Genomic DNA, 13,389 nt, shown 5'->3' with positions numbered 1-13,389 from the left:
GTCATCATTACCAACACTCATGATCACATCATTTATCCTAGATTATCATTAGGAAATTATTATTATGCATAATCCACCTCATCCAGGCGAATTTATTCGAGAAATTTGCTTAAAACACCTGCACTTAACTGTAACTCAAGCCGCACGCGATTTAGGAGTAACACGAAAGGCACTCTCAGAGCTGTTAAATGGTAAAACAGGTATCAGTCCAGAAATGGCCTTACGATTAGCCAAAGCTTTTAACACAACTCCTGAAAGCTGGCTTACACAACAAGTTCATTATGATTTGTGGAAAGCCAAAAAGAATGAAAAAAATCTAAAAGTAAAAGTTTTACGGAAGCATAAAGACACTCATTAAGCGCCTAGTCTTTTTAAGCGATGATAATTTAAAGCTGTCTAATCAACTTTAAAGCGTTGCGTTTATTATTTATATTCAGCTTCCCGTATAAACTAATAATTTGTGCCAATACATCATCCTCTACATAGAAATAAGCTACTGGAAGTTCTAAAACTCTAGCTATTTCTGACAATATTGAAAAATCAGGCGTATGTTTTCCAGTTTCATATTGATTCATACGTGCACTGGCAACAAACTCATCAATACCCGCCAAAATCCCTAGCTGTTTTTGAGATAATCCTGCAGCTAAACGCGCTTCTTTCAGTCGCATACTGATAGGTGATTTTTCTGACATTTTAGCTCTTCTCATTGATAACACGAGCTAAGATAATCTTAGTTTTTAGCTTGACGAGATACTAAGACTTCCTTAGTATGCTTCTGGCTCATCATTACACAGGAATCACTTATGTCGGCACTTTCTTTAGAAACTAAAGATGAAATTGACATTTGTATCAAAAAAATAAAAGCCATACTAACTTGTACTATCTTTTCAACTATTTTTTTGAAAGATGGGATGGCTTTTGATAACGATACATTATATTCAGCATTTTGTATTGCTGATGATTATATAAAAAATCTAGAATTACTAATTCATAACGCATCGGAACAAAATGCTAATCCAAGAATACTTGGCTGACTCACACTCCATTTTCCAGGAAAATGGAGTGTAGGGCTACATCATCAGTGGATTGATTCTTTACTCTAGAGACTCAACCTCGAATCTTTTTTTCCGACCTTCGAAGAAATGACAAATACATAGATTGAATAATACTTCTTGAATAATGCCTAGCCACTTGAGAAATAAACCTTGGAAAATCGATGTGTGCGCTATGATCGGCTTTATCGGAAATAGTCCGCACAACTGTAAATGGAATGTTATGTTCAACACAGACTTGCGCAACTGCAGCACCTTCCATTTCTACAGCTAAAACTTTCGGCATCGCTTGTTCTATTTGTTGTTTTTGCGCGTTAGTTGCTATAAAAGCATCACCACTCGCTATAATCCCGCGATGGCATACCGGAGCAATTATATCAAATTCTTTCAATACCAGAGGGGGAATGATTTTTCTAATCTCATTATGACAAAATAATTTCGCAGAATTTTCTGCTGATGCTGAAAGTGCTTTATCCGCTTTAAGCATAGAAAGTCCGGTCAATGGAATTTCAAATTGTTTAAATAATGGCCTGGCATCCAGGTCATGCTGATAAAGTTCCTCAGCAATAACGACATCACCAATATTTAATTGGTCATCAATCGCACCGGCAACGCCAACAAAAATAATGCTATCGACAGGATATTTAGCAATCAATGTGCTGGCCGCCATAGCTGAAGCTACTTTTCCCCAACGCGAAAATACTAAAGTCGTTTCAATACCATAAAGCTTGCCGGAAAAATATTCTCTAGACGCAGTTTTATCAACAACTAAATCCGTCATATCCGCTTTTAAAATATCTATTTCTTCTGGCATAGCGCCTATAATACCTATTGACACTTGAAGTCTCCCCGTGAAATTTTACTATCAATATTCAGATTTTAATCTAAGGTTTTCTTATAACGCAGCAACCCAATCGTCATTGCCACCAACATGAAAACACCAATTGGCCAAATTTCTCGCCAGATGTCTGTCAATCCTGTACCTTTTAACAATATACCGCGCACAATCCGTAAAAAATGTGTCAATGGCAATATCTCACCCACATATTGCGCCCACTGCGGCATACCTTTAAACGGGAACATAAATCCCGATAACAAAATCGACGGCAGGAAGAAAAAAAACGCCATCTGCATCGCTTGTAGTTGGTTTTGTGCAATGCTAGAGAACGTCAATCCCATAGCTAAATTAGCAGCGATAAAGGGTAAAACAGCAAAAAGTAATAATAACAAACTGCCTTCAATAGGCACCTTAAAAAGTAAATTTGCGACTAGCAAAATCAAACAAACCTGTATATAACCAACTAAAATATAGGGCGTAATTTTTCCTACCATCACTTCCAGCGGCCGCACCGGCATAGCCAATAAATTTTCCATCGTACCCCGTTCACGCTCGCGCGTGATCGCAAGGCTAGTAATGACTACCATCGTCATAGTCAAAACGACGCCTAATAATGCCGGCACAATATTGTACTGGGTATTACTTTCTGGATTAAATTTTGCATGGATAATGACATTATATGCCGGAGGCGGATTCTTTAAATAATAACCGCTGCCTTTGATCGTCTGATCCAATACTGATCTAGCAAGAATTTGCACTGCCGCTAAAGCATTACCCGTAGTCACCGGGTCAGTGGCATCTGCCTCAACTAAAATACTGGGATGTTCATGGCGTAATAGCCGGTAGGTGAAATCACTGGGGATAGAAAACACAAACAGCACTTCACCCACATCAATTAAGTGTTTGGCTTCTTGTTCACTATTCACTTCATGACTAATTTTAAAATATTCCGTATTTTTCAGCCCTTGGATAAATGCCCGCGTATAGGGGCTATTGTCTTCAGCTAAAACCGCGCTGGGCAAATTTTTAGGGTTGGTATTAATGGCATAACCAAACAATGTCAATTGCATCAAGGGTATAAGTACCATCATGGCGAAAGTTAAGCGATCGCGTCGCATTTGGATAAATTCTTTACGGATGACGGCAAATAACCGCGACCAAGAAAAGAGCAAATGTCTCATGGCGTGTTTTCCTGCTGCTGTGTTAGATGCACAAATACATCTTCTAGATTGGGCGAAACTTGTTGCCAATGCCATTGTGAGTCGGAAAAAAGTGCGATGTCTTGCGTGAGGCTGCTGCCTTGTGGATAGCTAATATGCAAGGTATTACCAAAGGCAGTTACCTGCCATTTTTGTGAGTGCTGAGTTAATTTTCTCGATAATTCTCTTAAGTTTGCCCCCGTCACTTGCCATGTCATAAGGCCTGATGCCTGAATCACTTGCCGAGCAGTACCTGAAACCATCAATATGCCGTTCATGATATAAGCTAAGCGATGGCAGCGTTCTGCTTCATCCATATAATGCGTACTCACTAAAGCCGTGATGCCGCGCTCACCCAGCAGGTGAATATGATCCCAAAAATCTCGGCGCGCTTTAGGATCAACTCCCGCTGTTGGCTCATCTAACAATAATAGTTTGGGTTCATGCAATAATGCAGCAGCTAAGGCCAAACGTTGCTTCCAACCTCCTGATAAAGTCCCCGCTAGCTGCTGACTGCGATTCTGCAATCCTAAATCGATGAGACTTGCTTCTATTCGTTCCTCGCGATTCGCTAAATTGTAAATGCGTGCGATAAAATCTAAATTTTCATAGATGCTTAAATCTTCATACAAACTAAAACGCTGCGGCATATAGCCGACTTGTTTTTTAATAGCGTAAGCTTCTTTGATAATGTCATAGCCTAAACACTGCCCTTCTCCAGAATCAGGAATTAGCAAACCGCACAACATGCGGATAGTTGTTGTTTTTCCGCTGCCATTGGGACCTAGGAAACCGAAGATTTCTCCCGCATTGACCTGAAGCGAAATCCCTTGAACCGCCGGTTTACCTGCAAAACTTTTGCTTAGATTTTTAATATCGATCACTGGGGAAGAGATTGGAAAAGCAGTGGCATTTTGCTGTGACATGTAAAATCCGTTCAGTTGTCATGCCAGACAAAACTGGCTAAAAGAAAAGTTAGTGGTGAGCAATTACAATTAGGGCTTGATGTAAACATCCACCGGCTGACCTGGATAAAAACGTTTAGCCTCTTCCAATGGTAGCCTAGCCTGCACCCGATACACCAGTTTTATGCGACTTTCACGGCTGAAAATGACAGGAGGGGTATATTCAGCCTCTGGAGAAATATAGTTAATTTTCGCTGTAAAACGACCTTCACAACTATCACAACTAAACTCCACGGTCTGGTCTACAGCTAACTTACTACGGTCAGGCTCGGGGATATAAAAAATCAGGTAAATATTATCAGGGGTCAATAGCGATGCGACTGGCTGCTGTGCAGTTACAAATTCGCCTACTCTGTAATAAGTATCATAAATCCGACCGGCGGCGGGTGCGTACATCGTTTTTTGCGCCAACTCCCAGCTCGCTTGATCCACAGCCGCCTCAGCTGCAAATACGGCTGCAGTCTGTGCTTTGATTTGATTTTGACGCGCACCCTGCTCTGCCTCGGCAAGATTGGCGGCATACTGGTTTACCTGGTTGAGGTCACGCTGATAATCTGATTGGGCTTGATCCAGTTGTTGGCGAGATATTGCGCCCTGGGCAAAGAGATTTTGGTACCTTTGCAGGGTTGCTAAGGAAAACTTCAGATTGGCTTGTGCTTGTTCACGCTGGGCAATAATAGATTGTAAGATAGTCGCGCGTTGGGGGTTTTCTAAATCCGCTAGCGTATTTTTGGCCTGTGTCAATTGCTGCTCAGCCCTACTCAACTCGGAAGCTTCCGGCTCGCTGTCCAACACATAGATCAGCTGGTTTTCTTTAACCAAATCGCCACGTGAAACCAGTAGCTGCTTTAAAATACCCGAATAATTAGAAGACAAATTAATATATTCGCCTTCGATATAGCCTTGCAGTCTTTCTTGTCTGGAACAACCTGCCGTCAATAGCAATAGGATGACAACGAGTAATATCCAGTGCTTAGGATTTAGCACAGCTTCATTCCTTAATGAAAGTAAAACGCATTTATCTTTTAATTTTAGTACATCTCATACAGCCGTGGCCTTTTTCCTTCTCCCCTTGTGGGAGAAGGTGCCCAAAGGGCGGATGAGGGGGAAGTTTGGGTTGGCTTTTAGTAGTTATAGCTACTGCAAACTTACCCCTCATCCGCCCTGCGGGCACCTTCTCCCACAAGGGGAGAAGGAAAAAGGCCACGGCTGTATGAGGTATTTGCTGTTTAAGGTCGCCATTTCAATTGTAAATGCTATACTCCCCAAACTCAGCCATCTATCCCTTGGAGATCCATCACAGTGCCGTCGGTTTTAGTCGCGATATTTTATGCTATTTTTGCTGGGATCATGAATGGTTCTTTTGCCTTGCCTACTAAATACAGCCAACCATGGCGCTTTGAAAATATCTGGTTTGGCTATGCACTATTCGGCTTTTTAATTCTGCCTTGGGTCACCTTATTCCTGCTCGACCCAAGAGTGATAACGATTTATCACCTGATGCCTACCTATACTCTGTTTATTATCTTGTTGGGAGGCGTTTCATTTGGTATCGGCCAGGCTTGTTTTGCCCGAGCGCTAGAAATCATAGGTTTCGGACTGGGTTTTGTTATCAATATTGGCTTAGGTACAGGTTTGGGGTTTTTATTGCCTTTGGTAATACTACATCCAGAGCAAATCCTCTCCCCCATTGGCCTTGCTACCTTAATCGGCACGGTATTTATTATTATCGGTTTGCTGCTTTCCTTTAAAGCCGGTCAACAGCGGGATACCGCTTTGCAGCTATTATCCAAAACCTCATCAAAAGCCCAGTACCACGCAGGTGTATTACTCTCTATTATCGCCGGACTCTCCTCAGCAGGACAGAATTTTACTTTCGCACTGACCGGGAATATGCAACAAATAGCCCTGGCCTCAGGGATTCATTCTCTGGCATCAGCGATAATTATCTGGCCAGTATTTTTATTATGCAGTTTTATAGCCTATGGCGGATACATGCTTTATTCTCAGGCTAAAAATAATTCTTTCAAACTTTATATTCAGCCTGGATCAGGGCGCAACTGGATTTTTGCTTGCATTATGGGGCTACTTTGGTACGTGCCTTTAGTATTTTATAGTAAATCTTCGCTATTAATTGGCAAGCTGGGTCCAATCGTGGTCTGGCCATTGTTCATGGTATTGATTATACTGGCGTCCAATTTCTGGGGTTGGCGGCATAAGGAATGGGAACACTGCCAACCCAGCATAAAGCGTAAGGCATTAATTGCTATTATGGCTTTGATTGTTGCGGTTATGGTTTTAGCCTATAGTGCAACTTTATCATTAGGTTAAAGGTAAAATTAAATATAACTATTCACCACAGGACTGAAACGGCCATATTTTCCCAATCTCACCCCTAAAAATTTAGGAAAAATCTGACCGTTTTGTGCTACTTCCGTCAATGAACTGAATAGTTACAATTAAACAAAAATCATGAAAGAGGTAACGTATGAATCAATTCGTTGGAATTGAAGGCGGCGGCACAAAATTTGTCTGTGTATACGGTTCCGGGCCTGATGACCTGCACGATAGAACGGTAATACGTACGCGCGGACCCAAAGAAACTATGGCCGAAGTTTATGAATATATACGCCAGTGTCAGAAAAAAGCTGATATCAAAGCCATTGGTGTGGCGATATTCGGCCCCTTAGATCTCAATGAACATTCCGAAACCTATGGATATATTCTGCCCACAGCTAAAGTTGAATGGTCTAATTACAATCTCATAGGCGAGCTGAAGCGCGAGTTTAACCTACCGGTAGGTTTTGATACCGATGTCAACGGTGCAGCCATTGGCGAATACCGCTGGGGCGCAGCGAAAGGATTGAGCGATTTCATCTATTTAACGGTAGGCACCGGCATCGGCGGTGGTGCTATGGTGAATGGGAAATTGCTACACGGTGCCCAGCATCCCGAGATGGGGCATATTATGATTTTTCAGGATATGCGCCGTGATTCATTTGAAGGGGTCTGTGCCTATCACAAAAACTGCCTAGAAGGCTTAGCTTCTGGGCCCTCCATGAAAGTGCGCTGGAATGTGAATTCTGCCTTGGATTTGCCGCAAGACCATATTGCTTGGGATATCGAAGCCCACTACTTGGGTATTGCGCTCGCCACCTATACCATGACTTTATGCCCCATGCGCATTATTTTGGGCGGCGGCGTGATGAAACAGCAACAATTATTTCCTAAAATCAGAAGTGAAATGTTAAAAACTTTAAATGGTTACATTCTCAATGATACGGTGGCTAAACATACTGACTCTTATGTGGTTAGCCCGGGTTTGGGTGAGAATTCGGGGATTTTAGGGTCTATTGCTTTGGCGGAGATGAGTTATTTGCAACAACAGGGTTGATTCGGGCAATAGGGTTCTATCCATACTGCTCATCCTAGGTTACTGTGCAGATGAGTAATGCACTGGCTTAGTGCCATCCACCTGAGATCCTGCGATCAAGTCGCGGGATCTCAGGTGGATGGCACTTAAGTATTAATGGTACCTAATTTATTTACGTACCAATATATGGCTCCAAAACTTTCTTTCTATTTTTCAAACACATCAAGGTATCTATGCAAAACAATATCGTCGGCAAAATCTACGAACGGCCTTGGGGCACTTACCAAACATTGGCACTGGCCAAAGGCTATCAGGTAAAAATCGTCACTATTAACGCAGGCGGCAGATTATCCCTGCAAAAACATTTCAAACGCGCCGAGCATTGGGTAGTTGTCGCAGGCTCACCAACCTTAACCGTTGGCGAACAACAAAAGGTTTATCACGTCGATGAAAGTATTTACATTCCTAAAGAAGCCATGCATCGAATTGAGAATTTTACCGATCAAGTTTGCACCATTATCGAAGTGCAAGTAGGTGATTACCTCGGTGAAGATGATATTGTACGCATCGAGGATGTGTACGGACGGCAATAAATCTCTCCATCCTTCTCTACGGCTAGAAATCGCCAACCTTTGAAAAAGCAGGAAAGATATACCCGTTCCACTTAGGATTTCGGTGTTAGAGCAGTCCAGCTTGTACTGAGATTTGTTCGATCTGATTGAGTAAAAACGCAGGAATATCCGTTATATTTCGAGTTTTTACGATTGAAGATCGGACGAAGATCAGTGCAAGATGGGCTGCTCTAACACCGAAATCCTAAGTGGAACGGGTATATAAGCTCTCTTTTTCAAAGGGTGTGATTCCTAACGCCGGGACAATGAATCTCAGCCCATAACAATCTTCATCTTCTAAGCTTAATATTTTCTTCATAATTATAAATTAGACTGAAGTTATTCTTACTTTTTAGTCCCATTTCTGATAACAAAACGAATTGTTATCAAATTGCTAAGGAAATAAAAAATGGATTCTACAATTTTATAATATTCCGTTTAAAAATAATGAGGTCTTAAAATGACTGATGCTCCTATTGAAAAGTCTCCTACAGTTCCAGATAGTGATCCATTGAGCCCAACAACTCCTATAGTTAATCATCGCGAATTGAGTAGTCCAGAGTCAGATAATGGCGGTGGTTCAGAAGTAGATAAAAATCACCAAAATACAGCTGATCCAGTAATAATAGATGTAACTAACGGGGAAGAGAGGGACGAAGAGGATACCAATTTGAAAGAAGAAGAAGAAGAAGAAGAAGAACAACCAAAACTAACTGCAGTCTTACGCAAAAGAGAAACAACCACTGAGCCTACTGAGGCAAAACAAATGGATTTTACTACCTCTGCAAAGTACTACACCCATTTAACTTCGGCTCTTTATTTTTCTTTGACTAATCCTTTAACTTACGTACTACTAGTCGATTTTTTACAAACCATACTCAAGGGTTACTTTCCTGAAAAGATAACCGATGATAATGAACATTTAAAGATACTGAATTATATTTTATCCTGTCTTTCTTTTGGTACTTTAGGCTTCGGCAACACTAAAACTTACTTAGCTTATGTGAATAAACTTTTTGGCCTAGAAAAAACAGAAGAGAAATCAAAATCAACTGAGCAACAACCAAAGTCAACATCCCCGAAAACAGACGAACAACCAAACCCAACATCTCCCAAAACAGATGAGAAATCAAAATTAACACCTAGCGAACTGGCAAAGCTTATAATAACTAATTTTAACGCTTTAATTAAGGGAGGGGTTGCCAGCACTTCTTTCGCAACAGTAGCCGCAAATATTGTAGGTAATTTTTTTGGCCTAACCGATAAAGAAAAAGGGCTTTTCGCAAGTTTTTTGGCAACTGTGACATTGCCTGTCAATGTTTATTCACAAAGCATTAATTTCAAATTTGGAACCACATCTTCAAAAACAAACCCAGTAGAGAAAAAATCTTCAGAAACAACTCCAACAGAAAACAAAAGTTTTTGGGACAAATTATCATACGCCTCCAAGATGCTTTATCCCATAACCAGCCCTCTTACTTATAACGTCACCTTTGAAAGAAATTTTCCCATTCTCGTTGCACAGGTTATGAACTTAATTCTGCCGCATATATCTAAAGAAGATTTACAGAATGATAAATACGTTCAAGGCCTTTCTTCCGTAATCAATGTAGTTTGTTATTTTGCTCTGGCTTATGATACTTGGAAACTTTACCATCAAATGGCTAAAAAGGATAAGGATGAAAAGAAGCAGTCAAATCCAACTACCCCCTCACCAGAAGAAGCCATAAATCTATTTCAACAATGTGCGCAGTATCTTGCTGAAACTAGTTGTGCTAAAAGCATCGCTGCGACTATGAAGCGAATTAAAGAACTTCCTTACATTAACGGTTTCTTTGAATCACTTCCCAAAATTTCCAAACATATCGCTTCAAATTCTAAGGGTCTTATTTCCAGCCTAGGGTTTGCGGAATTTGTATGCCAGACAATTGGTGCTTTTTTTCCTGAGACCTCTGAAGATACCCTGGCAATAATTAATATGAGCCTATGCGCAATAGGTCTAGTTTTAAATACTCCCGCACAATATGCAAGTTTTAGTATTGCCGCAAAAGATAAAGAAAAAAAATCTCCTGCACAAAAAACTATAAATACAGATACAGATAACAATATCGTTGTCCATAACGAACAAAGTTTTTCCGAACGGTCATTTGCGTCATTTCGTTCACCGCCAAATGGAAAAAACGGGGGTGACTCAGTTTATGGTTCATTTGCGGAAACAGGTGATGAAGGTGATCTAGACTCCTCTCGCTCTCGCTCCGACTCAAGTGGTGATTTTTCCCGTCCACACTCGAACTCAATTTCTTCTATCTTGGATGATTCTGAATCCCAAACTCCCAAAAAAAATAAGGAAAATAAGAAAAGAAAACTTCCCGGACGCACAGTGATTGATGCAGGATCATGGAGGACTATAGAAAAACCAGAAATCCGTCATGGAAACAATTCCCCCACTCCTCATTCACCAATGAAACCACCTCAAAAGAAAAAATCAGACACTCACCCAAAAACTTCTAAAACCAAGAACACAAGCAACTCATCCAGATTTAAATATGATTCAAAAAATAAAAATCTAAAAACACCACTACTAAAAGAGCATGAGTCAAATGAGAAAACAAAGAGTACAGAAAATTCCAAATCAATATGTTTAGTCATGTGAACCAGATGGATATTAATTTTTTGTTTTAACATCAGTATACTTAGCACCCAAGTAAGCTCTCAAACAGTTTGCCCGCTTATCCGCCTGTCCAGCCCGCTAAAACAAACCCTTTTTCATAGATGAAAAAAGGGAGTGTACAAGGACGTATTTACAGCGTGTTTGTTTTAGCGGGCTGGACAGGCGGATAAGCGGGCAAACTGTTTGAGAGCGCGAATTGGTACCAAAGCTCTTTCCGTGTGGATTTCCTTCTATCATTAATCCCCCGCAAGCCGCAAGTAACATTTGAAATCCCCTCCCCGCAATTGCTATCATAATCCATTGAATCTACGCAACTCCCCTTTCACACGTCTGGAGTCTTTAAAGTATGCCCACCCCGCTAGAGCTTGAGAACAACGTTACGGACGACTATCAAAGAATGCCTACGCGGCTAGAGCTTGCTAATGCGCTGCGCATGTTAAGTGTTGATGCCGTTCAAAAGGCCAATTCCGGCCATCCCGGCATGCCCATGGGAATGGCAGATATCGCCGAAGTACTGTGGAATGACTTCCTACGCCATAACCCCGCTGACCCCAACTGGATCAACCGCGATCGGTTTATGCTCTCCAACGGCCACGGCGCCATGCTGCACTATGCCCTGTTACACTTAACCGGCTACAACCTCAGCATCGAAGACCTTAAACACTTCCGACAACTCCACTCCAAGACACCGGGTCATCCTGAATACGGCTACACCCCAGGCGTTGAAACCACCACCGGCCCCCTAGGTCAAGGCTTTGCTAATGCCGTGGGCATGGCCATTGCCGAAAAAGCCCTAGCAGCAGAATTTAATCGCGGCGGCATTAATATCATCGATCACTTTACCTATGTGTTTGTCGGTGACGGTTGCTTGATGGAAGGTATCTCACATGAAGCCGCATCCCTAGCCGGCACACAGATGTTGGGTAAATTAATTGCCTTCTACGATGATAACAGCATTTCCATTGATGGCGATGTCAGAGGCTGGTTTACCGATAATACCGTTAAACGTTTTGAAGCCTACAACTGGCATGTCGTACCCCATGTCGATGGCCATGATCCCAAAACCATTTACAGCGCCATCGAAGAAGCACGCTCCGTCACCGACCGTCCCAGCTTAATCTGTTGTAAAACCCAGATTGGTTTTGGTTCACCGAATTTAGCCGGTACCGCGAAAACCCACGGCTCACCTTTAGGCGAGGCTGAAGTAGCGGAAGTCAGAAAACAACTAGAGTGGCCTTATCCGCCTTTCGTTATTCCTCCTGAAATTTATACTAATTGGAATGCTAAAAAATTAGGCACAGAACTCGAAGAAGAATGGCGCAGCAAGTTCCATGATTACCGTAAAGCCAATAGCATCCTGGCACAAGAATTTCAACGTCGCACAGAATCACACTTACCCAAAGAATGGGAAAGCAAAACTCAAGTCTTTATCCGCAATTGCGCAGAAAAACCGCAAAATATCGCAACCCGCAAAGCTTCAGAACTCTGTTTAAATGCCATCGCACCCCTATTACCGGAACTGATGGGCGGTTCAGCTGATTTAACTGGCTCTAATAACACCTGGCACAGCCTATCTCGCGTATTTAACCATTATGATCCTACGGGAAATTATATTCATTATGGCGTGCGCGAATTTGCGATGTTTGCCATGATGAATGGTATCGCCTTGCACCGCGGTTTTATCCCCTATGGCGGCACCTTCCTCACCTTCATCGACTATGGCCGCAATGCGATTCGTTTGGCTGCCATGATGAAACAGCGCGTCATTTATGTGTTGACCCACGATTCCATTGGCTTAGGTGAAGATGGTCCCACGCACCAACCTGTGGAGCATGCAGCCATATTACGACTGACGCCTAACCTAGCCGTATGGCGACCCTGCGATTTGGTGGAAACCGCTGTCGCCTGGAAGGCTGCCATTGAAAGGATGGAAGGACCTAGCGCACTGTTACTGAGTCGACAAAATTTACCGCAGCAGGAGCGCGATAAAAAAACCATGCTGCAGATCCATCGTGGCGGTTATGTGCTGTTAGATTGCAGCGGGCGTCCTGAAGCGATTATTATTGCTACCGGATCTGAGGTCTGTCTGGCTATGGCGGCGGGACAAAGCTTGATCGATAAAGGTCATAAAGTCCGGGTAGTTTCCATGCCCTCTACAACGGTTTTCGATCAGCAGGAACCCAGTTACCAAGATTCGGTATTGCCGCGCAAAATTAAAGCACGTGTGGCTGTGGAGGCTGGCATCAGTGATTTTTGGTACAAATATGTTGGCCGTGAAGGAAAAATTGTGGGATTGACGCGCTATGGAGAGTCGGCGCCTTATCAGGAAGTGTATGATTCCTTGGGTATTACGGTGGAACATATAGAGAAAGCGGTGAAATCTCTAATATAGCCGCAACTTCTTCCCTCTAGCAGCCATGGCTTTTTTCCTTCTCCCGTCTGTGACCGAAGGGAATCCCCTTGTGGGATGGGAGAAGGTGCCCGATAGGGCGGATGAGGGGTAAGCTTGCAGTAGCTATAACTAGAAGCCAAACCACACTCACTCCTCATCCGCCCTTCGGGCACCTTCTCCCATCCCACAAGGGGATTCCCTTCGGTCACAGACGGGAGAAGGAAAAAAGCCATGGCTGCTAGAGGGAAGAAGTTGCGGCTATATTAGAGATTTCACCGCTTTCTCTAT

At 42.5% G+C, this 13,389-nt stretch carries 12 protein-coding genes; 7 read left to right on the top strand and 5 right to left on the bottom strand.

Translation table 11 applies throughout. From position 1 onward, the window contains the following. Nucleotides 1-58 precede the first annotated feature (58 nt). Nucleotides 59-358, top strand: coding sequence for a HigA family addiction module antitoxin (locus tag VHE99_11065; GenBank protein HVV69548.1), 300 nt, complete (start codon nt 59-61; stop codon nt 356-358). A 28-nt stretch (nt 359-386) separates the two neighbouring features. Here the strand turns inward: VHE99_11065 and VHE99_11060 are convergent, their stop codons facing one another. Further along, a complete protein-coding gene (locus VHE99_11060; GenBank protein HVV69547.1) occupies nt 387-692 on the bottom strand; it encodes a helix-turn-helix transcriptional regulator in 306 nt (101 codons plus the stop codon). A gap of 111 nt (nt 693-803) precedes the next feature. Here VHE99_11060 and VHE99_11055 point away from each other — a divergent pair, with 111 nt between their 5' ends. Next, nucleotides 804-1,034 (top strand): hypothetical protein, encoded by a 231-nt coding sequence (locus tag VHE99_11055; GenBank protein HVV69546.1) that lies wholly within the window; start codon nt 804-806, stop codon nt 1,032-1,034. A gap of 73 nt (nt 1,035-1,107) precedes the next feature. Here VHE99_11055 and VHE99_11050 read toward each other — a convergent pair whose 3' ends face one another. The 4 genes from VHE99_11050 to VHE99_11035 all read right to left on the bottom strand — a co-directional run bounded on the left by VHE99_11050 (nt 1,108) and on the right by VHE99_11035 (nt 5,041). Then, nucleotides 1,108-1,890, bottom strand: coding sequence for a 5'-methylthioadenosine/adenosylhomocysteine nucleosidase (locus VHE99_11050; GenBank protein HVV69545.1), 783 nt, complete (start codon nt 1,888-1,890; stop codon nt 1,108-1,110). Nucleotides 1,891-1,931: 41 nt separating this feature from the next. After that, a complete protein-coding gene (locus VHE99_11045; protein ID HVV69544.1) occupies nt 1,932-3,071 on the bottom strand; it encodes an ABC transporter permease in 1,140 nt (379 codons plus the stop codon). Beyond that, nucleotides 3,068-4,015, bottom strand: coding sequence for an ABC transporter ATP-binding protein (locus VHE99_11040; GenBank protein ID HVV69543.1), 948 nt, complete (start codon nt 4,013-4,015; stop codon nt 3,068-3,070). The genes VHE99_11045 and VHE99_11040 overlap by 4 nt, the downstream gene beginning before the upstream one ends. 69 nt (nt 4,016-4,084) lie before the next feature. Continuing rightward, nucleotides 4,085-5,041 carry an HlyD family efflux transporter periplasmic adaptor subunit gene (locus VHE99_11035; GenBank protein HVV69542.1) on the bottom strand — a complete coding sequence of 319 codons (957 nt, stop codon included), beginning with the start codon at nt 5,039-5,041 and terminating at the stop codon, nt 4,085-4,087. A 315-nt stretch (nt 5,042-5,356) separates the two neighbouring features. Between VHE99_11035 and VHE99_11030 the strand changes: the two genes are divergently transcribed. The 5 genes from VHE99_11030 (at nt 5,357) to tkt (ending at nt 13,101) form a co-directional block, all read left to right on the top strand. Then, entirely contained in the window at nt 5,357-6,385 is a 1,029-nt protein-coding gene (locus VHE99_11030) for an L-rhamnose/proton symporter RhaT (GenBank protein HVV69541.1), read from the top strand. A gap of 157 nt (nt 6,386-6,542) precedes the next feature. Continuing rightward, on the top strand, nt 6,543-7,448 hold the full coding sequence (locus VHE99_11025; GenBank protein HVV69540.1) for an ROK family protein: 906 nt from the start codon (nt 6,543-6,545) through the stop codon (nt 7,446-7,448). 212 nt (nt 7,449-7,660) lie between these two features. After that, nucleotides 7,661-8,020: a phosphomannose isomerase type II C-terminal cupin domain gene (locus VHE99_11020; GenBank protein ID HVV69539.1), complete on the top strand. Its 360-nt coding sequence runs from the start codon at nt 7,661-7,663 to the stop codon at nt 8,018-8,020. 478 nt (nt 8,021-8,498) lie between these two features. Continuing rightward, nucleotides 8,499-10,691: a hypothetical protein gene (locus tag VHE99_11015; GenBank protein HVV69538.1), complete on the top strand. Its 2,193-nt coding sequence runs from the start codon at nt 8,499-8,501 to the stop codon at nt 10,689-10,691. Nucleotides 10,692-11,106: 415 nt separating this feature from the next. Beyond that, the gene (gene tkt, locus VHE99_11010; protein HVV69537.1) at nt 11,107-13,101 is read left to right on the top strand and encodes a transketolase; all 1,995 of its coding nucleotides are present in this window, start codon (nt 11,107-11,109) and stop codon (nt 13,099-13,101) included. Nucleotides 13,102-13,389 lie beyond the last annotated feature (288 nt).

Source organism: Gammaproteobacteria bacterium (assembly GCA_035546635.1).
Lineage (GTDB): Bacteria > Pseudomonadota > Gammaproteobacteria > JAURND01 > JAURND01 > DASZWJ01.
Note: the sequence above shows the minus strand (reverse complement) of the source record. Positions and strands in the feature narration are given on the sequence as shown.

What these genes read in the sequence shown, in the direction of transcription:
- VHE99_11060 (HVV69547.1), bottom strand. Translation starts at nt 692, where the DNA reads ATGTCAGAAAAATCACCTATCAGTATGCGACTGAAAGAAGCGCGTTTA.
- VHE99_11055 (HVV69546.1), top strand. Translation starts at nt 804, where the DNA reads ATGTCGGCACTTTCTTTAGAAACTAAAGATGAAATTGACATTTGTATC.
- VHE99_11045 (HVV69544.1), bottom strand. Translation starts at nt 3,071, where the DNA reads ATGAGACATTTGCTCTTTTCTTGGTCGCGGTTATTTGCCGTCATCCGT.
- VHE99_11040 (HVV69543.1), bottom strand. Translation starts at nt 4,015, where the DNA reads ATGTCACAGCAAAATGCCACTGCTTTTCCAATCTCTTCCCCAGTGATC.
- VHE99_11025 (HVV69540.1), top strand. Translation starts at nt 6,543, where the DNA reads ATGAATCAATTCGTTGGAATTGAAGGCGGCGGCACAAAATTTGTCTGT.
- VHE99_11020 (HVV69539.1), top strand. Translation starts at nt 7,661, where the DNA reads ATGCAAAACAATATCGTCGGCAAAATCTACGAACGGCCTTGGGGCACT.
- VHE99_11015 (HVV69538.1), top strand. Translation starts at nt 8,499, where the DNA reads ATGACTGATGCTCCTATTGAAAAGTCTCCTACAGTTCCAGATAGTGAT.
- tkt (HVV69537.1), top strand. Translation starts at nt 11,107, where the DNA reads ATGCCTACGCGGCTAGAGCTTGCTAATGCGCTGCGCATGTTAAGTGTT.